19 protein-coding genes are annotated in these 21,804 nt (G+C 64.7%); 5 read left to right on the top strand and 14 right to left on the bottom strand.

Annotation, left to right across the window (positions count from 1 at the left end):
* Positions 1–28: 28 nt before the first annotated feature.
* Entirely contained in the window at positions 29–1,141 is a 1,113-nt protein-coding gene (locus FMM08_RS09400; RefSeq protein WP_187279659.1) for a PucR family transcriptional regulator ligand-binding domain-containing protein, read from the top strand.
* A gap of 17 nt (positions 1,142–1,158) precedes the next feature.
* Here the strand turns inward: FMM08_RS09400 and FMM08_RS09395 are convergent, their stop codons facing one another.
* Positions 1,159–1,461, bottom strand: a complete 303-nt coding sequence (locus FMM08_RS09395) for a hypothetical protein (RefSeq protein ID WP_147926114.1) — start codon at positions 1,459–1,461, stop codon at positions 1,159–1,161.
* A 254-nt stretch (positions 1,462–1,715) separates the two neighbouring features.
* On the opposite strand from FMM08_RS09395, the gene FMM08_RS09390 reads away from it, so the two are divergent.
* A complete protein-coding gene (locus FMM08_RS09390) occupies positions 1,716–2,693 on the top strand; it encodes an LCP family protein (protein ID WP_187279658.1) in 978 nt (325 codons plus the stop codon).
* Positions 2,694–2,724: 31 nt separating this feature from the next.
* On the opposite strand, the gene FMM08_RS09385 is transcribed toward FMM08_RS09390, so the two are convergent.
* The 8 genes from FMM08_RS09385 to FMM08_RS09350 all read right to left on the bottom strand — a co-directional run bounded on the left by FMM08_RS09385 (position 2,725) and on the right by FMM08_RS09350 (position 12,348).
* Entirely contained in the window at positions 2,725–4,152 is a 1,428-nt protein-coding gene (locus FMM08_RS09385) for an IS701 family transposase (protein ID WP_439653556.1), read from the bottom strand.
* A gap of 276 nt (positions 4,153–4,428) precedes the next feature.
* Complete coding sequence (locus FMM08_RS09380) at positions 4,429–5,907, bottom strand: O-antigen ligase family protein (RefSeq protein ID WP_187279657.1); 1,479 nt, start codon at positions 5,905–5,907, stop codon at positions 4,429–4,431.
* Between the two features lie 41 nt (positions 5,908–5,948).
* On the bottom strand, positions 5,949–6,704 hold the full coding sequence (locus FMM08_RS24090; protein WP_369431700.1) for a glycosyltransferase: 756 nt from the start codon (positions 6,702–6,704) through the stop codon (positions 5,949–5,951).
* A gap of 330 nt (positions 6,705–7,034) precedes the next feature.
* Positions 7,035–7,997 (bottom strand): glycosyltransferase family 2 protein, encoded by a 963-nt coding sequence (locus FMM08_RS09370; protein WP_222710602.1) that lies wholly within the window; start codon positions 7,995–7,997, stop codon positions 7,035–7,037.
* A gap of 12 nt (positions 7,998–8,009) precedes the next feature.
* Entirely contained in the window at positions 8,010–9,287 is a 1,278-nt protein-coding gene (locus tag FMM08_RS24085; protein WP_187279655.1) for a lipopolysaccharide biosynthesis protein, read from the bottom strand.
* 49 nt (positions 9,288–9,336) lie between these two features.
* Positions 9,337–9,858: an acyltransferase gene (locus FMM08_RS09360; RefSeq protein WP_255472214.1), complete on the bottom strand. Its 522-nt coding sequence runs from the start codon at positions 9,856–9,858 to the stop codon at positions 9,337–9,339.
* Between the two features lie 94 nt (positions 9,859–9,952).
* A complete protein-coding gene (locus FMM08_RS09355) occupies positions 9,953–11,152 on the bottom strand; it encodes a glycosyltransferase family 4 protein (protein WP_147926108.1) in 1,200 nt (399 codons plus the stop codon).
* On the bottom strand, positions 11,152–12,348 hold the full coding sequence (locus FMM08_RS09350; protein ID WP_147926107.1) for a polysaccharide pyruvyl transferase family protein: 1,197 nt from the start codon (positions 12,346–12,348) through the stop codon (positions 11,152–11,154). Before FMM08_RS09350 ends, FMM08_RS09355 begins: the two co-directional genes overlap by 1 nt.
* Before the next feature lie 717 nt (positions 12,349–13,065).
* Between FMM08_RS09350 and FMM08_RS09345 the strand changes: the two genes are divergently transcribed.
* The gene (locus FMM08_RS09345; RefSeq protein WP_147926106.1) at positions 13,066–13,884 is read left to right on the top strand and encodes a WecB/TagA/CpsF family glycosyltransferase; all 819 of its coding nucleotides are present in this window, start codon (positions 13,066–13,068) and stop codon (positions 13,882–13,884) included.
* On the opposite strand, the gene FMM08_RS22975 is transcribed toward FMM08_RS09345, so the two are convergent.
* Both FMM08_RS22975 and FMM08_RS22970 read right to left on the bottom strand, forming a co-directional pair.
* Positions 13,817–14,296 (bottom strand): SLOG cluster 4 domain-containing protein, encoded by a 480-nt coding sequence (locus tag FMM08_RS22975; protein ID WP_187279654.1) that lies wholly within the window; start codon positions 14,294–14,296, stop codon positions 13,817–13,819. The two genes, FMM08_RS09345 and FMM08_RS22975, sit on opposite strands and share 68 nt — an antisense overlap.
* Entirely contained in the window at positions 14,203–14,610 is a 408-nt protein-coding gene (locus FMM08_RS22970; protein WP_187279653.1) for a TM2 domain-containing protein, read from the bottom strand. The genes FMM08_RS22975 and FMM08_RS22970 overlap by 94 nt, the downstream gene beginning before the upstream one ends.
* Before the next feature lie 189 nt (positions 14,611–14,799).
* Here FMM08_RS22970 and FMM08_RS09335 point away from each other — a divergent pair, with 189 nt between their 5' ends.
* Both FMM08_RS09335 and FMM08_RS09330 read left to right on the top strand, forming a co-directional pair.
* The gene (locus tag FMM08_RS09335; RefSeq protein ID WP_187279652.1) at positions 14,800–16,041 is read left to right on the top strand and encodes a hypothetical protein; all 1,242 of its coding nucleotides are present in this window, start codon (positions 14,800–14,802) and stop codon (positions 16,039–16,041) included.
* Positions 16,042–16,101: 60 nt separating this feature from the next.
* Complete coding sequence (locus tag FMM08_RS09330; protein ID WP_222710601.1) at positions 16,102–16,521, top strand: phosphomannose isomerase type II C-terminal cupin domain; 420 nt, start codon at positions 16,102–16,104, stop codon at positions 16,519–16,521.
* Between the two features lie 95 nt (positions 16,522–16,616).
* Here the strand turns inward: FMM08_RS09330 and FMM08_RS09325 are convergent, their stop codons facing one another.
* The 3 genes from FMM08_RS09325 to FMM08_RS09315 all read right to left on the bottom strand — a co-directional run bounded on the left by FMM08_RS09325 (position 16,617) and on the right by FMM08_RS09315 (position 21,683).
* Positions 16,617–19,178, bottom strand: a complete 2,562-nt coding sequence (locus FMM08_RS09325) for a protein kinase family protein (RefSeq protein ID WP_147926102.1) — start codon at positions 19,176–19,178, stop codon at positions 16,617–16,619.
* A gap of 458 nt (positions 19,179–19,636) precedes the next feature.
* Positions 19,637–20,707, bottom strand: coding sequence for a patatin-like phospholipase family protein (locus tag FMM08_RS09320; RefSeq protein ID WP_255472212.1), 1,071 nt, complete (start codon positions 20,705–20,707; stop codon positions 19,637–19,639).
* A gap of 235 nt (positions 20,708–20,942) precedes the next feature.
* Positions 20,943–21,683, bottom strand: a complete 741-nt coding sequence (locus tag FMM08_RS09315) for a hypothetical protein (protein WP_147926100.1) — start codon at positions 21,681–21,683, stop codon at positions 20,943–20,945.
* Between the last annotated feature and the right edge of the window lie 121 nt (positions 21,684–21,804).

The following is a 21,804-nucleotide window of genomic DNA, read 5'->3' as shown; positions in this document are numbered from 1 at the left end:
AGCCCGGACGGGCCGTAGCGTGCTGCGGGTGCTGAGGAGTGCCGGCGCCGGCGGGCAGGCCGCGGAGGACACCGGGCCGACCGTCGCGGAGCTGGTGGCCGAGCCGTCGCTGGGGCTCACCGCGCTGCTGCCGGGCGTCGCGGGCGCGGCGGTGCGCTGGGCGCACGCCACCGAGCTGGTGGACCCCTCCCCCTACCTGCGCGGTGGGGAGCTGGTCTGCACCGTCGGCCAGGCGCTGGACGACGACGACGCGTGCGCCGCCTTCACCGCCGCCGTGGGCGGTGCGGGGTCGGTGGGGGTCTGCTTCGGGGTGGGTGACGTGCACGCCGAGGTGCCGCCGGCCCTCCTCGCCGGGTGCGCCGCGCACGGCCTGGCGCTGCTGGTGGCCGGGCCGGGCACCCCGTTCATGGGGCTCACCGAGCACCTGGCCTCGCTGCGGGTGCGGGCCGCGGTGGCGGGTGGCCGGGCCGGGCAGCTGCTGGAGCTGCTCACCGAGGGGCAGCTGGCGCCCGAGGCGATGCTGCCGGCGCTCGTGGACGCCGGCCTGGGGCGCGCCCACCTGAGGGCCTCCGCGTGGCCGCTCGGCGCCGCGCGCGACCTGGCGCTGGCCGTGGCCGCCGCGCCGCACCTCCTGGCCACCGAGGGCGAGGCGGTGCTGCTGGTGACCTCCGACGACCTCGACCTCGCCACCATCGCTGACGAGCTCGACGTGCCGTGGGGTGCGGTCGGGCCCACGCCGTGGCGCGAGCTGGGCGCCGCCCTGCGGCGCGCCCGCGCCGAGCTGGCCGCCGCGCTCACCGCGCAGGCCGCCGAGGCCATCGGCGCGGCCCGCGGCAGGGCCACGCTCGCCGCGCTCGTGGCGGGGCAGCCGCCGGAGGTGCTCGCGCCGTTCGTCGACGCGCTGCTGCGTCCCCTCGCCGAGGCGGACCGCCGCCGCGACTCCGGCCTGCTCGACACCCTGCGCGCCTTCCTCGCCGCCGACGGCTCGCTGGTGAGCGTCGCCAGGTCTCAGTACCTGCACGTCAACTCGGTGCGGCACCGCCTGTCGCGCATCCGGGAGCTGACCGGCACGGACCCGACCACGCTGCAGGGCGCGACCGCCTTCACGGTGGCCCTGCTGGCCTCGCAACAGCGTCGCTGACGCCGCCCTGCCGGACGTCAGGCCGGCGCAGGGACGGAGAGGGCGAGTACGACTCCACCGAGCAGGAGCGCGGGCACACCAATGACGTCTCCGAGCGTCAGTCCGTGCCCGTAGGTGATGAAGACGAGCGTCGGGCCTTCCAACGGTCCGTTCAGCAACCACCACACCCCGGTGACGACGACGGCGCTGAGCCCCACCCGCCACGCCCCGTGCGGCACGGGGTGCTGCACCAGCACCGCGGCGCACTGGAGAGCGAGCGCGAGGAGGGCGAGCCCTACGAGCAGCGCGACCAGGAGCGAGGGGCGGAACTCTGCGGGCATCGGGGCATCCTGCCAACCGAACCACCGGCCAACCCACGCGACGACTTCGATCAGATCCCGGTCAGGCGCACCCGCGATGCGGCACCATCGACACGGTCCGGCACACCGGATGAACCACCACAGACCAGTCACCGCGCGGGGGACGCATGAACGGGGTCCTCGGACCACGCCCGGACCTCGACGACCTCTTCGAGTCCAGGCCGCCCACGCCGAAGCCGCGAGGCCGCACCCGTGGTCGCGTCATGGTCATGCTCATGGCGCTCGTGCTGGTCGTCACCGGAGCGGTCACCGCCGTCCAGCTCGCACGGTCGGCGACGACCGTCCAGCACCTCGGCGACCCCTTCGCGGCGATCCCCGCCGCCGACCGCCCCACCGCCGCACCATCTGCTCCCAGTGCGCCCGCCAGCCCGATGAACATCCTGGTGATCGGCTCGGACAGCCGCGCCTCCGACGGCGACACCGACGACTGGACGCGCGGCGGCCAGCGCTCCGACGTCCTCGCGGTGCTGCACCTGTCCGCCGACCGCACCAACGCCCAGTTCATCTCGATCCCCCGCGACTCCTGGGTACCGGTGCCCGGCTACGGCACCACGAAGATCAACGCGGCGTACAGCTACGGCGGCGCCCCGCTGGCGGTGCACACCGTGGAGCAGCTCACCGGGCTGCGCATCGACCACGTGGTCGCCATCGACTTCGTCGGCTTCGCCCACATCACCGACGCCCTGGGCGGCGTGGACATCTGCGTGCCGCAGACCGTCACGGACGGCATCGGCACCGTGCCCGCCGGCTGCTCCACCATGACCGGCGAGCAGGCCCTGGAGTACGTGCGCCAGCGCAAGACCCTGCCCAGCGGAGACTTCGACAGGATGCACCGCCAGCAGAACTGGATCCGCGCGGTGCTCAAGGGAGTCGCGGGCAAGGGGCTGCTGCAGGACCCGATCCGCGCTGCCTCCGTGGTCCGCGAGGTCGCCGCCTGGGTGCGCACCGACGACGGCCTCGGCGACACCCAGCTCGTCTCCCTCGCATGGGACATGCGCGGCCTCCAGCGAGACAAGGTCGCCTTCCTCACCGCTCCCCTGGCCAACCCCGCCACGGGCAGGGAGGGCTCCGCGTCCGTCGTCTACCTGGACCAGGCCGCCGGTGCGCCCCTATGGGCCTCTCTCAAGGACGACGATGCCGCGACCTGGCTGGCGCAGAACCCCGCGGCCGCCCTCGGCGACACCGTCCGCTGACTTTCGACGTTCTTAGTACTGCAGCCGTAGATCATTTCGTCGGCGGGACCTGCCCCCGGGCGGCGTAGTGGCTGGTCCGGGCTCTGTCTTGGTGCCGGCGTCTCCAGTAGGACCAGGCCTCGATGAAGGCCACCTCGACCACGCGATGTGCCGCAGCGACGACCAGCCGGCGGATCTCCGCGCACGTCAACGGGATCAGTCCCTCACGTCGAGCGACGTCACGGTCGCGGGCCCTGGCGGTCAGCGTCGCGATCGCCAGCACCGCGTGGGCGGCCATCACCAGCAACGTCCACCTCCGCCAGGAAGTCCACCGGCGCACCTGGTGCTCATCCAGGCCGGTCAGACCCTTGGACGCCTGGAAGGACTCCTCGATCGCCCAGCGCCGCCCCGCCACCGCCACCAACGCCGCCAGCGGCACCGGCCTCGGCGCGAAGGCCAAGTAGTACGCCATCTCGCCGGTTCTGGGGTTGCGGCGCACCAGCAGCCACCACCGATGCCCGCGGGCCCGGGCACGCTCGGTGGTGCGTTCCAGCATCGCCGCCCACGCCTTCGAGTGCGTCGGCCGCCCGTCCTTGCCACCGACCCGTGGCGCGGAGTTCGGCTTCTCGGTGATCCGCGGGTGCAGGTCCACCTGGGCCCACTCGTACACCCGCTGACCGTGCGCACCAGCGCCGGCCGAGCGCCTCTGCCAGGACCGCTTGGGCAGGTCAGCTGCCACCCGCGACGCGGGCCGCGACGTCGTCGCGGTGATCGGCACCTTGCGCGTGGCGGAGATCGCCAGCACGTACCCCAGGCCCTGCTCGTCGTCCTGGACGCGCGCATCGGACAGGGTTTCCAGGCGCCTGGCCAGCTTCGGGTCCCCGCCGTAGGCCTCATCGGCCGTCACCCACGAGGCCGGCAGGCCGCCGGCCAGGGCGCGTTCGACCATGTCGCCCAGCAGCGTCGGCTTGGTGGCGAAATCCACCTCCTGCGGCACACCGGCCCGCTCACACCGTCCCCGGTCCTCGGTCCAGGAGGCCGGCAGGTACACCTCCCGGTCGACCAGGGCGTGACCGCGAGGTGTGGCGTAGGCCAGGTACACCGCGACCTGGGCGTTCTCGGTCCTACCCGCGGTGCCGGTGTACTGGCGCTGTACCCCGACGGTGGCCGTGCCCTTCTTGATGTCCCCGGTCTCATCGCCGATCAGGATCGCGTCTGGGTCGGCGAGGTAGTCGGCGATGAAGCCGGCCAGCTGTTCGCTGGCGACGTCCTCATCCCAGGAGGCCCGGTTCAGCAGGTGCTGCACTCCGTGGGGGTCGTCTTCCCCGGCGTGCTCGGCGATCGTCCAGGCGTTCTTGGTCGGCAGGTCCGCGGCGAGTGCGGCGATGACCTTCGGGATCCGCTCACGGGTCTCGGGCCGCGCAGCATGCTCAGCGATCCGCCTCCCGAGGTCGTCCAGGTGCCGCGCGAAGGCGGCCACTCCTACGCTGGCCATGCGGTCGTCGCGTTTTCGTCAGTAGTCCACACACCTACCGATGCTGGCGCGGCGACCGTTCCTGCTGGTCATCGGGTCCCACGCTCAGTAACGATCTACGGCTGCAGTACTAAGCGTCGAAGACGTCGAGGTCCTCTCGGCGGCTGGCGTGAGACTTACCCGCTCCCGCAGACCTCGACCTCTGCCTCATTACCGGGGCAACACCGCTTGGACTCCCGAACACGAAGAGCCAACACACGGCACATCATTTCAAAAGAAGTTCTACAACCTAGCCAGCTGCGACGAACGAGCACGAACCATTGGAAGCGTCGACTTCCCTCGATTCCCAACTATCAAGAGGAGGCCAACAAGAAGCCCATATAACAGCGATCCCGGGAAGTCCAAAGGCGTGGGAGAAACTGCCATAACGGCAAGAAAGGCCACCGAGGTTCCCGCCAGCGCAACACCAAGTCCGCTATCCCAACCCATCATCGCTCTAACGGTCAGACCTAGGTTCAGCAAAGTCCACGCGCCGAGACCTAATACTCCCGTCTTGAGTAGAACCCACAGATGGAAATTATGAGCATAGAAACGGCCTTGGTCGGCAGCAAACTCATTTGCAGGACCCATGGCAGGTTTGTAGGCAAACCCGAAGCCTGATCCAACAATCGAATGCTGTCGGATACCTGCTGCCATGTAACGATCCTCCTGCAAGCGATCCTGGGTAGATGAGTCATCAGCCCGCGACGAAGGCGACAGACCATCTACCACTCTCTCTGAGTAGGCGGAGATCTGAGCACCAACGAAAGAGTTTCCCAGGGGCAAAAAAGCAAACGCAGCAAATGTTGCCAGCGTTCCGACGGCAATGAGCGTCACCCGCATGCTGGCCCTCAAGACGATCTTGAACTTACCTGAAATGAGACACACTAGAGTAGCCGTCAGCAGTGACGCCCCAAGCGCAAGAAGAGCATTCCGCGAGAAACTGAAGAATGAAATCAAAATGCAAGCAATCGTCGCCACTCGCAGAAGGCTCTGTGAATATGGAATGCGCACACCTCGCACAGAGGCGGCAACAATAAAAGCTAGAGTTGCGAGGGCTGCGGCGGTCGTAGGTGTAAGAATACGATTGGCACTTGCTTGGGCACCAAGCATCCCACCTCCAGCCCGATAGAGTTGGGCGCTCAGCGAACGGCCATTCAGAGGGAACCCCGTCGCGCTCGAAAGAGTAATCAGGAGGGCAGAAGCAATCATGACGTACAGCCAGGTCTGGCCTAGCTTCCTGAGGAAGCCCAACCTTGCGGCTAAAACAACGAATGCAGCACCGCCAGCAACATCATATGTGGTGCGCATATCGCCTAGCACTTCAAACTTGTCGTAGCCTCTAATTAGTCCACTTAGTACGCCAAATATTACCACTGCAACCATTGGCGTCCAGTAGAGCTTCAAAGAAGTAGTGACCTGTTTGTTTTCAATCACCCATGGCATAGATGTGCTTGCATGTTTAGGTCGCCGCAGCAGAAGCAGCCCGAATATGAGACTGCCCGCCAAGGTCAGTTCATATACATAGACGGTGACCCCAATGGGTAAGCCATACGGGAACAATGTCGGGCTCGCCAAGAACGCCGAGACGAGAGTGACGTGGAACCAGAGCATCGGCCGCAATAGCAACAGCAGAAACACTGCGCCAAGCAGTACGAAGAGAACAACTCCAAGCGCACTTCTTCCTACAAGAATGCCCACAAGGAAAACGGCGATTGCCACGAAAGTGTAGTACAGATACTTGGGACCTCTTTGGAGGGACATCACGCCACCCCACCTTGCGACTTCACCAGTGACAGCCAGGACCGCCCAATTACAGACTCTGACTGCTCCGCCCGAAGCCTGCTCCGACCATTAACCAGTTGCGCCTGGACCACCGCCCGGCCACACGCTTCTATCGCATTGGCGAGGTCGACGTCATCGTCAACTCTGAATGGCACGCCTGCACCAAATTCAATAAATCGCTGGTGGGCGGCAATATCGCTTAATACTATGGGGGAGTCAACGGAAACCGCCTCCAAGAGAGACATCGGCATGGCCTCCCATCTTGAAGGCATGACGAGAGTGCGGCATCGCGACATTGCCCCCAGGACATCGGGGCGCGGTCGTGACCCAGCGAAAGTCACCCTAGAAGCGACGCCAGTGTTCTGCGCGAGCTTTACGAGGTCCTCAGTCAATGCTCCCGATCCGAAGAGCGTCAGGTGACGATCCGGTAGACGCCCAAGTGCATTGATGAGCGTATCTAGACCCTTCTCATGGCTGTGGCGAGCGACAGCAATAAGGTCAAAACTGGGGCCGAGTACCCCAGCACCGCTGTCACGCAAGCTCTCGCCGCGAGGGACCGGGTTGTAGATCACCGTGCTTCCTTCGACTAGGTCGTCGGCGACGGACACCTCGATAACTCTTCTTGGACGCAGCCAACGGAACCTTAGAAGCGCTTGCACCCAATTAGGATACCTGTCAAGCGGCCAATGATGAACGGAAATTACACTGGGCCGACGCTTGCGAGGTATGGTCATTAAGATTAAATACGTAAGGGCTATCGAGTAATGAGTGTGGCAAATGGTAATATCGCAGCTGCTCACATCTCGACGAAACAGCCGCAACATTTCTATTAATTGACCCGGCTTCGATGGCTTCCCTTTAACATAGCAGTTGACGGCCGAGAAGAGATCGCTCTCTTGCTTAAGGTAAAAGAATCTTGTTTGTGCGGAAACCCCCGCACCGGGCTCAGATAAGGTCTTTTCCAGCCAGGCAGCGAAAGTCTGAGCCCCTGCCCGCTCAAGTTGAGTCACAATCTGCAGTATCTTCATATGATCCAGTCCCAACTCGCGCGATCTCCTCCGTAATTACTTGCTTACTTCGGATGGCCTTGGCGGCCACAGCAGTGCCATTATTCCGTCTTTGGTGCCGCGAATGGCCGACCAGGTCTTCCCTAATCGATCTTTCTGCGGAGTCAAAAGGGGGCGGGAGATACATTTGAAAGTCTCCCATGCAACCGCAGGGTTGCCGACAAACTTGCGCCCGCTGTGTGTACCTGAAATCACATACCTATTCTTGTTCATCCAGTAATAGTAAGTCTTACTGTGGCCATCCTCGCCAAAATTTGTTGTCCCACCCTCTCCGTGCCATACGAGAGCATCACGGGCTACAAGCGTCTTGATACTCGACTTCTGCGCTCTTTCGCACAGCTCGACATCTTCCCAGTAAAGAAATAGGTCTTCCCGAAAACCTCCAAGACGCTCCCACGTCTCAAGATTGGTAGCGAACGAAGTTCCTGGGAGGAAAGGCGTCGTCCAGGTTTTGGGTTGACTTTCGAGCATTTTGTTAAGAGGAGCGCGGAAATCGTCGTGCCATACCTTTCCAGCGATCAGATCATAGCCGCCACGATAAAACCAAATACTCTGATCCGCGGTTGGGGTTTCTCCAAATGATACGACTGATGACACAAGGCACATCTCATTTGCCTCGACCGCTTCTTGCAACGCATTCAGGCAACCAGGTTGTGGGACAGCGTCTGGATTAAGCACCCAGAAGATGCATGGTTCGTATTGCGCGGTGTGGCCTATCGCAGCGTTAACGCCCGCCCCGAATCCCAGATTCTTCGCACCACGCAAAACCTCCAGGTTATGATACCCGAGTTTGAGTCTTTCAAGATTTTGGTACTCTGACTCGTCACAACTATTGTCGTAGATGACTATGCGGTTCGGGAGTTCTGTCAGCATCGCCTCAAGGCAGCGCTCAATCATTGTCGAAGAGAAGTAATTGACAACGATACAAACGGTAGTGACTCCGCTACTTGCTTGCCCCACCATTTTTAGGATCTACCTTCCGTAGACGAACACGGATATTCCCGATCTGAACGTCGCCGGCGACGGGATCCAACATCGCACTGGAACCCGAAGACTCCAGAATATGGCAATGGCAGCGGCTATGTACCCCAGGGTCGAAGCCGCGGCGGCTCCCGTTGCTCCAAACGGAGGCCCTAGAACATAAAGTGTTCCAATCCCGCAGGCGAGTCCGGTTGACTGACAAAGCATCAAAGCTCGCGCGCGATCCCTTGCGAGCATGAGCGCTGCGCCTACGGAGGAGGGCACCACAGTGAAGGCTCCAATCAGAGATACAAGGCTAACCGGCGTTGCCTCTCGATAAGCACTCGAGAAAACCAAGGGGATTGCGAACGGCGCGATGCAGGTGAGCATGGCCGCGCCAAGAAGACTCACTAGGGTTGCAGTGCTCAACGTACGCCTAATCTCCGCTGTGCCAAAGGGGTCCTGCATAAACTGCTTAAAAGATCCGGCAGCAAAGCTCTGCCCGACACCAACTAGTAGAGATGACAGAGTTACTGCCACCGCGTAGTACCCCGCCTGGATAGCCCCGATCACGGGCAGCATCAACACTTGGTCGAGTCGATTGTTCGCGACCTCAACAATTTCGCTCCCGGTGTAGCGAAGCCCGTCACGCGCAAGTTGCTTAGCGAATCTGGGCGACAGGCGAAGGCCAGTCCGTGCGATCGAGGGCGCCGCCGCCGCGGTAATCACCGTAGCAAAACTGAACGACAAAATTGCCCTCAGTAGCGACAACTCCCCGAAGCAAAATAGCGTCGCCACGCTTGATACGAATACGATCTGTTGGAGAAGGTTCACGATTGCCAGCTTGCGAAATTTCTGTTGGGCGGAAAGCGACGTGGCCTCGCATACCCAAGAGATTTGAAAAACGCTTAAGGCGGAAGCACCCAGTAGCGCCCAATGCTCGGCGCCCGTTAAGCCAGGTAGCAAGGTTCTCCCCGCAAGCCATCCTAGGAGGATACTAAAGACACTCGCGATGGCTATCAAGATACGCGCGGAACCCAAAACAGCTGCCGCCTCAGCTCCTCCCGCAACAAGGCGTCGCACTGCAGTCGGGAGGCCCAAACCTACAAGAACGGGGATAACGGCCAGGCAGGCTGCCGTTGCAGCGAAAGTGCCACGGTCATCAACCGACAGACCTCTGGCCAACAAGGGTGCGGACAATAAGCCCAGTGCTAGGCCACTGACACGCGCTACTACTAAGATCGCCGGCGAGTCAGTAAAGCGCCAGACGGCGCGGCGCGTCCCCGTCACCGCCGACCCGTCTGTCCGCACTCGCTCAGCGTGACTCCCCGCCAAGCCATCACGGGGTCTCCCTTGAGCTCTTGTCCTTCCCAAAAAAATGAGCGACTCTTTGCGAGATGAGTTCTGCTTCTAACCTTTCGTCATACCCCTTCACTCCGCGTTCACGAATCAGACCGGACCAAGGAAGGGACTCCAAGTCTGACTCATACTGCTTGACTAGCTCATCCGTACCTCGGATTTTTCGGGCGGGGACCCCACCTACAACGGAGTTCTCTAGCACATCCTTCGAAACAACCGCGCCTGCGGCGATGATGCTGTTCGCACCGATTGTTACGCCAGGCAGGATGACGGCACCATAGCCGATGAAGACGTTGTCATGGATAATAATCGGACCGACTGCTTCCAGCGACGTGTTGAACGCTCTGTTCAACATTGCGATGGATCCATCATGACCAATCAGAGCGCATGCCGAGAAATGAACGTTGTCACCCAACCAGACATAGGCTGGATCTAAGATTTTTGTGCCTGGAATTATGCTGCAATGTTCCCCGATATGCTGGAGGCCGCCCCACTTCTTCACGTACGCCGTCCACTCAGTTCCGTTGGGGTGAGCCCAATAGCGCCAGACCTGCGCACCTTTCCCAGTTTTCATGACAACGGCTCTAAGAAGTTTCTTAAGCACTTTGGCAGACCTTCCTCTTTAACGAGTCGACCACCAGTTCGTAGAGTTTCCCGCCGCTATTGCCCCAGGCCAGATTTGCCTGCGCGCTCAGACAGTTTTGACGCAACTCTGCGTTGATCGTGGCATCCATAACGTGAGTGAGTCCGGCCCGGAGCTCCCCCGGCTCTTTAAGGCTGACCACGCGCCCCAGACGGTGTTTGGCAACGGTCTCCCCCATGTCCCCCGCATCGGAGACTACGACAGGAACGGCATATTCGATTGCGAGGTGAAGAACACCACTTTGGGCCTCAAATCCTTCGTAGGGAAGGACTACACAGGTGGCTTCGGAGAACAGCTTCTCGGTTGCATCCGGGGATACAAACCCATCATGCCACTGCGCGTTTGGATAGGTCTCGAGTAGCGCTAACGTCTCCTCACGCATATCCGCCGGGGTCTGGCCGGCCACAACTAGTGTAGGAGGATCCTCCATCTGCTTTAAGGCATCAATGAGATGCCTGAGGCCTTTGTTGCGACGGTTCACCCCGTAGAAAAGAACAGTTGGTTGAGCTGGCGTGGGGTATGCCCTCGCCACCCTGCTCTCGAGCCCATGAGGAATCACGACTGGCGGTTCATGCAAGCTGTATGTTTTTATTGCAAGCCTGGCTGACGCTTCACCATGCACTACAACAGCGTCGCTGCTGCGTAGGCCATAGCCAGTCGCGATTATGTCGAGGCGATCGACGATTGAACCTCGGTAATCATGCCGGCGAACATTATGCAGGTGAGTAATCACCGGTCGCCTTTTTCGTGCTTTCGCGGCCCATACAACTAGCGGTAAAGTAAAGCGCTGCAGCTCTTCGACAAGGACGACGTCAATACGAGCAGAGGCGCCCAGAAGGTAACGAATGTAGGAGAGGTCGTGGCGTCTGGCAGGATTCACTCGGCTGGTCACCCATTTTAACCAGCCATCCTGACGTCCAGACCCGGGATGGGAGATCTGCTTAGGAAAGGTTGTCCGTGGAAGTTGACTGAACGGGGTTGCGTTGCGCTGTATCGGCCATTCGATGTGCAGTCGTCCGCTGGAGGCGTCTAGCGCCCCCCGCAAAAACTTGTTGACGTACTCGGGATGGCCCCCGTCTGAAGTAGCGGCTAATACTGCCAGGGTCGTGTGACCTTCTGACAACTGTGCTGAAGATGTGTTGGCATGCGACATCAGCGGAGCCCCCTCCCTACGGCGGAAGCTGCCCTTCTTATCCCCTCCATCGCGAGACCATCCAACTCTTGTGCCCGCTTTTGCAACGCATCCACGGGTTGCTGGACTGCCTTGTCAATAGCCTCGCCAATGCTGGGGTACTGGCCCTCGAGGGGGGTTAGGTCTCCTCCCCATGTGCCAATGTATTGGTCCAATTTTGGTATCCCCTGAAGCGCGACAGCTGGAACTCCGTATGCCATCGACGTGATGTGCCCGTGGAGACTGCTTCCAACGAATAGCTCGGATGTGCTGATTCTTCTACGAACCTCATGTACATCAGCAGGGTTTACCAGTGTCAGTTGTCTCTTTAATCGCTCGTCACTTTGTTCAAGAATGCTTCGGAGGGCGAATTGATCAGAGTGAGCCCCCGCCAAGCCAATCGGAATCAAGAGGACGTTCTCAAAGCGTGCGGCCATTGCCTGAACGGCGTAAGTGGCGTTAGCGAGTCCATGCTCTCGCAACCACGGCATTGAGCACTGGAAGGTTGCATTTTTTCCAGACTTCTCGAGACTAGATGAGTAGAGGCTGGTCATCACGGCTGCGCTGTCGGGGTGCAGATGGGCCTCAATGCCGCGACTGGCAAGGATGTCTACACTTGACTGGTCTCTAACTCCGACATAGTTTGCTGATCTGAGAGTCTCGGTGATACGCATTTGGTCTTTTGCGTTAAGCACCTTCAATGATGAAGCGCCAATGGCGTTCGTCGACCATAGTCGTTTTTCGAGCCAATCTTTCTTAGGCACATAGGGCCCGGGGGATTTATCGCCAAGGACCCGTCTTGAAGCGAAATCAAGAGGGCGCCGAAAGCCCCGATTGTACACTCGCGCTAGGGGATCCCCGAGAAAATTCGGGAGTAGATACCCAAGTGTGTGTGTCCACGTGGCGCCCAGAACTTCGCCGCCACCTATGATCAGGGGAACATGACTGTTCTCCCTATGCGAGAGCACCGGAGCGGACTTGTACGTAGGAGGTGCGCCAGCCACTCCGTCGATGCGAAGCCTCATCGACAAGTGACGCGGACTGTAACCATTCTTGACAAGCAGCTCGTCAAGGATTAAGGGAAAGAGTAGGTCTCCGTAGTTGAATCGGTCGTAAGCTCCGATAGTGAGAACTCGCGGGAGCGACGTGCGCGTTCCTGTCGCATTGGGAGTCGCCATTTTCCACCAATCGTTGTAGGTCTCGTAAAGTCAGTGGTCTTGCGTCTATCACTTTAGCGTGGTCCATCAGCGGTTGGTTGTCGGGAAGCGCGACTCAGCAACCTCGGGCTCTGAAACGCTTCTAGTTCCCTGCTGGCAGGACTTTTTACGTCTTTCAGGTCGGAACGGCAGCGTGTCGGACTTTTTGCAATCGCCCCATCTCCGCGAAAGTACCCTCTTGCGGCAGATACATACTGGCGGAATCTACATTCGGCCGCCTCCATTTGCTGCACCCTCATAGAAGAACCGCAGCTTTAGATGGAACATCAGTGCGGCATAGGCACCTTTCCCGGCTAACGCTGCTTGTGTCGCGGAACCACCGAACAAGACGAGGCCTGTTGGGTCGCCTCCCCGGTGGGAGATTGCCTCACTGGTGTCCCTCCTCCTCGGGCTGAACTCTCGTCCGCGCCGTGGGCGAGGGCGCCATGCCGGGGCGACTCGCTGACCCAAGTCGCTCGTTGGTCCCAGGTACGCGCCGAAAGCCTGTCGTACCAGGGCGCCGGCCAGGATGGATGGGTCGCGCCCAGATTTGGCAGAACCCACCCAAAGCGTCCCACCGTTCCCTAGGCTCGGAGCATACTGGCCAACGCCCAAGGGGTCGGCCGGTTGTTTGGCCTGCGTGGACATGGGTCTTGTCGCCCGATCCGGCAGCTTCCCCGGCGCACGAAGGGCTTGTCTGTGGAACAGCAGTGGAGCGAGAATGCGGCTAGAACTTTGGTCGACCTCAGGCGCGCTGACGCGCCGAGAACGGTGACGTGGTTTAACCACCACACATTGCAAGTCACCATGGACGCGGGAACTGAACTCTCAAAATTCGACTACATTGGTTTGGATGGGAGTTTTCTCCGTCGCCTCATTGCTCCCAATATGGCGCGAACTAGCGCCGACCTGATGCTGCCCAAGATTCTCGATCAGATGGGGCCCGGCTGCCGCATCGGGCTGATTGGCAGCACCAGCCAGCAGCTGGAGGCGGCCGCCGAGATTATCAAGGCCGGGCCGAACAGTCCGGACGTCGCCTTGACCATCGACGGCTTCTCAGGGCTGGCTGACCGCAAGGCTGTGATCCAACAGGTCGATGACGCTCACCTAGACATCCTCGTACTGGGCCTAGGTGCGCCTCTACAGGACGAGTGGGCACTGATCCTCAAGGACACCTGCGCTAGTGTCCGCCTGATCATCACTTGTGGCGGCTGGCTCGACCAGATCACGCAGCCGACGTACTATCCATCCTTTGCCTATAAGTATCGCCTCAACTGGCTGATTCGGGTGGCGCGTGAGCCACAGAGGCTCTGGCGGCGTTACACCCTGGAAGCAGTTAGAGCGGCCCGGGTGCGCAACCGGCTCCGCGCCGCACTGCTGACTGATGGCGCGGGAGGTCTGGAGGCAATGGAGCGGGCAAGTAGGAGCGGGCACGCCAATGCCTCACAATCTACGCCCCGGGAGGCGTATGACATCGACGGGGATGTCCGCCGGGGTGCCCCTCCAAACCAGCGATGATGTGCGTTAGCGCAGGATTGGCGACCGACACGTCAGTGCCCGGCACCACCCCGGTGACGTCACCGCCACCAGCGCGCACCCCGCGGGCGACGCCATCCATCACCCCGAACAGCCCACCGCAGATCACCGGCACACCGGCGCGCGCCAGACCCAGCCCCACCAGCTCCGCCTCACGGACCTGCGCCTCGGTGGCGTCATCGGCACCTGGGCCGATGACACCGACCGGACGAGCTGCTCGACGTTCCAGGACGGACCTCCCTGCGGTGCGGACGCTCGACGGGGCTGCGTCGTCGTCGACCGAGCCCTCCGGGGCGCTGGTCAGTGCGCGGCGCCGAGGGCCCGGTTGTGCGCGTAGACCTGGGCGTTGACGTGCTGCAGGCGCCCGCTCATGGTCGCTGCGTCGACGATCCACCACACGAGCACCGCTGCCAGCGGGACGATGCCGATGAAGACCCACACCGTGACCCACCCGATGAGCGTCAGCACGATCTTGGCGATAGCGGCACCGGTGCGGCGCAGGTAGAAGTCGTGCCCACCCAGGTGCCCGAGGAAGAACCACAGCAACCACGCCGCGGTCGTGTCCTTGTACTGCTGGGGGAACATCGTCAGCCCCGGGCCGTAGCCCGGCGGGGGCAGCGGCTGACCGCCGTACCCGGCGTAGGGCTGCACCTGACCTGGCTGGCCGGGCCCTGTGGGCGGCCGGCCGTAGGCGTCGTCGTCGCTCATGTGCTCCCCCTCGCACGCCGCGACCTGCACGGCCGCCGGCTCCTCCCCCACGGTAGGGCTCAGGTGGCGCGCAGCGGCCCGCGCTGAGCCGCTCGTCGTCGTCCTCCTCCACCTCCGCGAGGGACGGACGCCGTGCCTGCGGCGGGGAGCGTCATCACCCCGCCTCGAGCCGTCGGGCAGGGTGGAGCCGTGCCTGCGAAGCGCTCTCACCGCCCGGCCCCGAACCGCCGTCGCACCGCGCCGGTGCGCGCCTCCTCGGTGGTCACCCCGCTGGAGAAGTTCACGTCCCTGCACGACGAGGTGGAGGCCTGGCTGGCCGAGACGGCGCCCGACCTGGGCGCCGACGAGCTGCAGTCGATCCACCGGGACATGGCCATCACCGTCAGGATGGCTCATGAGGCCGCGGGGCTGACCCACCTCGGCGCGTGGACCATCGAGCACGTCCAGGCCCTGGTCGCGGCGGCCTCTCACGTGGAGGGGCGGCTCATCGAGGACGCCGGTGACGCTGGCGGCGTCGACCCCGCGGTCGCCGACCTCACCGAGCGCGTCGTCGCTGCGCTGGGGCCGCTCACGGTGTTCCTCGTGAGCACGGACCGCTGGACCGGCACCCAGGAAGACCTCGACGACGTGCACTCCCTGCTCGACCACCTCTCCCCCGCGGCCGTGCAGGCACGGGCGCTCGCCGAGGTGCTCGACCGCCCCGACGACCCCGCCGCGCAGGCCGCCGAGGCCGCGGCGCTCACCGAGCTGCCGCTGGCGAAGCACCTGGTGTCGCTGCTGCGCTGGGTCGAGCCGGGCCGGGAGGAGACGGGGGACCTCGAGCCGCGCCCCCAGGACCTGCCCGAGGCGGCCGCCGCCATCGGCGTGACCGTGGACCCGGCGCAGCCCCCGCAGACCCTCGCCGACGTCCCGCGGCTGTGGGCGGCGTGGGTGGCGCTCGATGCCGCAGACCTCCTCCGCCACGAGGACGGGCGCGTGACCACCGCCCTCGGGTCCGACGCCCTCGCCAGCGACGCGCCGATCCCCGCTGAGCAGCTGCGCGACGCCGTCGGGGCTGTGATCTCCGAGCTGCTCCAGGACGCCGCCGACGACGAGATCGACGACACCGCGTTCGACGAGGACCAGCTCGACGACGACGACCTCGCCCCGCCCAGCGCCACGGCGGTCGCGGTGCTGCCCCTGCTGGGAGCCGCGGCGTGCGGTGGGGAGGTCTCCGCAGAGGTGCTGGCCGCTGCCGACGAGCTCGCGGACACCGGCGCGCTCATCGCTGAGCTGAGCGACCTCGGCGTGCTCCGCGAAGGCACCTCCCCGGGCAGCGTGGTGGTCACGCCGGGCCTGGAGAAGGTGCTGGCCGGCCCGGTGCTGGACCTCCTGGAGGAGATCGCCTTCGACGAGGTCGACGACGACGAGGAGTGGGACGACGAGGTGTGACCGGCACGGAACGGGACGAAAGCACCCCGAGTGCAGATGAGAACCACTACCGTCTGGGCGGTGACGGCACAGCTCTCGACCGACCAGTCCCCCGAGGCCCAGCACCTGGAGGACCAGCGCCGCAGCGCGGTCTTCGTCGCTGAGCGGCCCTGGGGCCAGTTCCAGCAGTTCGTGCTGAACCAGCACTGCACGGTCAAGCTCATCACGGTCGAGCCCGGCTGCCGCCTGTCCCTGCAGAAGCACGCCCTGCGCGACGAGCTGTGGCAGGTGCTCGACGTCCCCCTGGACGTGCAGGTCGGCGAGCGCCGGTGGACCGCGCAGGTCGGGGAGCGCATCTACACCCCCGCCGGGTCCCTGCACCGCCTGGGCAACTCCGGCACCCGGGCCGGCCGCATCCTCGAGGTGGCCTTCGGCCACTTCGACGAGCAGGACATCGTGCGCCTCGAGGACGACTACGCCCGCCCGGAGACCGACGCCTGACGACCGGCCGGCGTCGTCCTCAGCAGGACCCGTGGAGAGCGCAGACACGGAGTTCCGGATCGTCGCCACAGCGTTCGGTGCGCCCGCGACGTCAGCTACGCATCACGCCGAACGCCGAGCCGGGCTCGTAGCAGTCGCGTTCTGACTCGCCTTGAGAGGTCCGCAGTCTCGGGCAGCTCGATGATGGTGTTCGGCGCGTCCAGCGCATCGGTTCCGCGAGCAGTGCCGGCAGCAGGGGCGCCGTGCCAGGCGCGCAGACGCTCGGCCGCCAGACAGCCGCGGGTGATGGCGATGCGGACGATCGGCGCGTCCAGGCCGCACTTGACGAAGTAGAAGAGCACCACGTTCAAGCCCGCCACGACGGTCGTGTAGAAGTCCCGGTCCTGCCACCGCTCCGTCAGCAGGAAGTAGGCGACCAGGGCGGTGACCAGGGCGTAGACGAGCGAGCTCGGCCACCAGCGGCGGAAGCTGTACCAGCCGGTGATCTGGCTCTCGTCCGACGGCACAGTCGAGAGCTCAGCCACCCGAGCGGCTCGGAAGGTCGCCCTCAAGAAGGTGGCGACGGCGACGTTGCAGACGAAGACGAACACCTGCCCGGCGACCACTGCCTGCGGCCACCACTCCGTGTCCCCGAAGACGACGAGGCCCACCAGGATCGGCGCCGAGAAGATCTGCACCCGGACGACCACGGCCGCCAGCCAGCTGCGCCAGCCAGCTGCGCTCCTGTGGGCTCCCAACAGCGGAGACGTCCCCGAGAAGAGCGCCTGGTAGTACTGCGAGCCGACCAGCAGGTAGCTGAAGCCGACGAGGAGGGCGGGGATGTCGTCGCGGGTGAAGTCCCGGTGAGTCAGGTGGGCGAGCCACCCGGGTTCTTGCCATCCGACCGCCTCGCCGATCCGTGCCACGAGCCACTGCAACGGCGAGGTGCCGCCGCCGATCTTGAACAGCCCCAGCACGGCGTCTGTCGCCGCTGCACCCACGAACACCGTCAGCGCCGCACTGATCACCGACCAGGCCATGAGGTCTCGAGCGTTCCGCAGCAGCGGGTCACGGCCGGTGCGCGTGCCCGGAGATACCGCCTCCTGAAGCCCTCGCAGGAGACGGGCCTGGAGCACCGGAGCGGCGAAGGGCCGCGGGATGCGCCTGACCAGGTAGCTGGGCTTCGACTTCTCCAGTGACGACTCAAACGTCAGCGCCCCCTGAACGACGTCCACCTCGTGGATGAAGACGGCCCGGAGGTCAGGGATCGACACATCAGCGCGCTGCGCACCCCCGTAGAGCAGGAGCCGCTGCTCTGGACTGACCTGCACGAGGTCCTCGCAGAAGCGAGCGATGATCGGTGTGTACGGGTAGAGAGCGTCCGGCACCACACCACCGGGCACCACCTCCGCCCCCGCGGCGGCTATCAGGAGCTGCCCCAGCGAGTAGAAGTCCGCCGACTCGACGTCGGACTCGTTCTCGAGCACCTCGGGTGCCACGAACAGCGCGTCGCGGCCCTGCTGGCCCGAGACCGACCGTGTGTGCAGGTAGTTCCGGCCGAAGTCGACCACAGTCAGCTTCATCGCGGACTCCTCCACCGCCACGATGAGGTTGGACGGGGTGAGGTCGGCGTGGATGAACCCGGTCGTGCCGTCGCCCGCCTCCTGGCCCTCGGCCCTGGCCGCCCTGAGGCGTTCCAGGACGGCGAAGAGTGCCGGAGCCATGTGGTTGAGTCTGACCATCATCAGGTCCGCCGAAGGTTGCTCCTCCTGGAAGCGCTCAGCGCGCCACAGGAGTCGCACGGCGCGCTGGGCTGTGGCGAGCGACATCAGCTCAGCCCCCGCGGGGAGGTCCGCCTTCAGGTCCTGCAAGCTGACATAGCGCCAGGAGCCGTCATCGAGATGCTCGGGACAGGAGTCCAGCACCACCTGGACCATGTCGGGGGCGTCCTTCGCCGCTGTGCGCAGCTCGTCGACCAGCAGCTGCACCTTGGTGCGGCCCGCCGCCAGGCCGCCTCCGAACTCCTCGAAGCGGAGCAGACGGCTCGAGGCGCCCAGCTGGCGCTGGCGAGCCGACGTGACGATGGACTCCGCCCAGCCCCTCACCCGAGGCAGGTCAGCTGACAGCCACGCGACCCGGACGACACCGAGCAGCTCGTCGAGGGTCATGTCCTCCGGCGGCCGTCCGAGACGCTCCACGAGTCGACGCGCGGCAGGGACGGCCTCGGCAGATCGCACCTCAGCTGTCAGCGCGTCGAGGATGCTGACCGACTCGCGGTTGCCCCGGACGGTCGCCCTGTGGCGGATCAGCTCGGGCAGCCTGAGGTACTCGGCCAAGGTGATACCCGGTACGAAGTCCATCAGCACCCAGCGCTCGCTGCTCCCGCGGACGTCGACGAGGTCGGCTGCGCCGCCCTTCTTCACCAGCCCTCCGTAGGTGGCGAAGTGCGTCCGCGCGGACTGGGCGATCGCTGGCACCTTCTGGAAGGGCGGCAGGAGCACCTTCATGGCCAGTGGTTCTTCGTGGAGCCTGTCGACGCGCAGGATCGTCGACGTCGTACCGTGCCGGTGGAAGGCGAGGCTCGTGCCCATGACGGACGCGCGGTAGACGCCCCGAGCACCCTCCTCGCTGGGCTGGAGCAGCGCTCTGAGCAGAGCGGCGACATCTCGGTCAGCCACCAAGGGAGTGCAGAGGCGGGAGCAGTCGTGTCCCGCGTCGCTCACCCACCGGGCCTCCGACCTCGTCCTGATGTGCTCAGAGGCCCGCAGCCCGAACCACGTCAGGCAGAGGAGTCCCCCGACAGCGCGCAGCCCTCGGCGCCAGCCCTCGCTCCCCGCCGGAAGCGGCCGGAGCACCGCGGCGCAGAGCTCGTTCCAGTCGACCGCCGGCTCCACGAGCGCGGCATCCGCCGCGGTCGTGGGCATGCTGGCTGCTCCGGCCCACACAGAGACGAGGGCACCGGCACCTCGCAGCGGCCTCCTCGAGGCCGGGAGGGCGTGTGCCGCGACGAGCGCATCACGCTTGATCTGGTCGACCAGCGCCAGGCCCACCTGGCCACCGACCCGCGCGACCTCCGCACCGGTGGTGGCACCGGGGTGCACAGCGGCCTGGACGCCGGCGATGAGCTCCGGCAGCGTCACGCCCACGGCCGACCGCCCTTCACGAGGGCGAGCCGGGGCACGGAAGACACCTCTCCGCTCCGTACCGCCGCTTCGGGCACCCCCTCCAACATGCTGGCCATGAGCGTGAACGAGTCCCGGCAGGCCTGGAGGATCTTCCACGGCCGCATCTCCTGGCGCCCGAGCGGCTCGGTGCCCGGCAACGGGGCGGCGTCGAGCACCCACGGTCCCCGGGGAGCAGGCGAAACCCTCTGCCGCGCCAGGTCGCCCTGGTCGTCCTTCAAGGCCTCCAGGGCACGGCGGTAGCCGGCCCCGAGCCCCGGCTCGAGCCGGTCCATGTAGCGGATCACCAACCGGGTGCCCGGTCGGACCCCGCCCCGCGGCGATCCCATGGGCTTGGTGCTGCACGACAGGACGTGCGTCGCGCCGTCCCTCAGCGCCTGCGTCCGCGGATGGGCCATGAGCACTCCCCCGTCCACGCTGCGCCGTCCCCGGAAGTCGGTCGTGCCGCGCACGGCGATCGGCAGCCAGGCGCTCGCCCTCAGCGCGGCGTGTAGGTCCTCGGTGGAGGTGAAGTCGGTCGCAGCCAGGGTCGTCAGCGCATCGACGTCGGAGACGGTGACCACCAGCTTGATCGGAGATCGGACGACCGCCCCGTGGTCGAGGGGCTTCCTCGTCCTCACGACCTCCTCGTAGGCGTAGTCGATGTTCATGATGGGGCGGCGGACCAGGGCCCGGCGGAAGTCGACGAAGGTGCGTGACGGAAGGTCGTCGAAGTAGATCGACAGGGGGAGCCAGGTGGTGCCAGCCACGAAATAGGCGGCGTTGACCGCCCCTGACGACGTGCCGTAGACCACGTCGACCGCGTCTCGGAAGCCGCACTCCTCGATCGCGCTGACCATGGCGGCGGAGATCGCCCCCCGCATGCCACCGCCCTCAAGGGCGAGCGCGACGCGGAAGCCGTCGGTCCGGCTACCCGGTTTGCTGCTCGACTGACGGCGTGCTCGAAGGACCTCCAGCACGGGGTGGTCGGGAGCCCAGGCCGACGTCCAGCCAGCCCCCGAGGTGCGGTGCGTCAAAAAAGCCATCGATGGCTCACCATCCGTGCTCGAGAGGGTGGTGCGAGCGTCGGAATCTAAGGCCACAACCACGCTCTGTGACGAAAGGGCGTGTCACCCCTTCGAGGACGAGGCATGCGCGGCAGAGATCGGCGAGGCTTCACCACAGACGTCTGCCCTTCGGGCGCGTCAGCGACTGTGACGCCCGCAGCCACCCGTCACCCACAGGCGCGCCCCACAACTGACCCCAGGGCAGCGACACCTCTCAGGAAGGTCGCTGCAACCCGGCCTGGAGGAGCTCGGTCATGACGTCGATACCGAAGTCGCTGACTGCCAGGAACTCTCCCGGGTGGAGATCGTCGGGGCGACCGTCGTCAGGAGCCACCGTCGACATCGTCGGAGTGTCCAGCAGACCTTCCCGGTCCAGCGCCGCCACGAGCCGGGTCAGCGACGCCGCCCCGTAGCCGGGGATCCTCTCCTGGAGCTCGACCCAGCTCAACGTCAGCTGACGCCACGATCCCGGACTACGTCCAGGCTCGTCCTCCAGGAGCGCCCACAAGACGACGAGGTGCGGCCGGTCGAGGCGCGAGAGGGCTTCGACGACGAGCTGCTCGTGGTCCAAAACTGCGTCGTCCTCAGCGAGCAGACCTCGAGCCAGTGCACGCCCGAGAGCGATGATGCGCTCGGGATACCGGCTCTCCCCTGCCGCCTGGGCGGCGCTGCATGCGAGGTGGAGCCGGTCAGGGCCTTCAGCAGCCTTGTCGAGCAGCTCCTGGGGCTCGACACCCGCCTGTGCAGCGCCCACGACGTACACGGCGACGCCTCGTTGCTGGTGCCCCACCATCTCCCGGGAGCTGAGCTCAAGAGCCCGCGTAGCGATCGGCTGGAACGCTCCCGCCAGGACTCCAGCAACGCCGCCACCCGCGACGGCTGCGAAGACCGCCCCCGCGACCACGTCAGCCGCGATTCCCGCGAAGGGTCCTTCGATCTCGTGTGGCTCTGGCACTGAGCAACCCCTCGTCACGTGCGTGCAGTCCGAGAAGGCACGGTAATGACGCGGATGCCTGGGACACGGGAGGCGCGTCGCCGTCCTCCCCAGGGCCCCGGCAAAGTCGTGAATACGGTGC

The sequence above is a fragment of the Quadrisphaera setariae genome (genome assembly GCF_008041935.1).
GTDB lineage: Bacteria > Actinomycetota > Actinomycetes > Actinomycetales > Quadrisphaeraceae > Quadrisphaera > Quadrisphaera setariae.
Note: the sequence above shows the minus strand (reverse complement) of the source record. Positions and strands in the feature narration are given on the sequence as shown.

What these genes read in the sequence shown, in the direction of transcription:
- FMM08_RS09395 (WP_147926114.1), bottom strand. Translation starts at nt 1,461, where the DNA reads ATGCCCGCAGAGTTCCGCCCCTCGCTCCTGGTCGCGCTGCTCGTAGGG.
- FMM08_RS09390 (WP_187279658.1), top strand. Translation starts at nt 1,716, where the DNA reads ATGGCGCTCGTGCTGGTCGTCACCGGAGCGGTCACCGCCGTCCAGCTC.
- FMM08_RS24090 (WP_369431700.1), bottom strand. Translation starts at nt 6,704, where the DNA reads ATGACCATACCTCGCAAGCGTCGGCCCAGTGTAATTTCCGTTCATCAT.
- FMM08_RS09355 (WP_147926108.1), bottom strand. Translation starts at nt 11,152, where the DNA reads ATGTCGCATGCCAACACATCTTCAGCACAGTTGTCAGAAGGTCACACG.
- FMM08_RS09350 (WP_147926107.1), bottom strand. Translation starts at nt 12,348, where the DNA reads ATGGCGACTCCCAATGCGACAGGAACGCGCACGTCGCTCCCGCGAGTT.
- FMM08_RS22970 (WP_187279653.1), bottom strand. Translation starts at nt 14,610, where the DNA reads ATGAGCGACGACGACGCCTACGGCCGGCCGCCCACAGGGCCCGGCCAG.
- FMM08_RS09320 (WP_255472212.1), bottom strand. Translation starts at nt 20,707, where the DNA reads ATGGCTTTTTTGACGCACCGCACCTCGGGGGCTGGCTGGACGTCGGCC.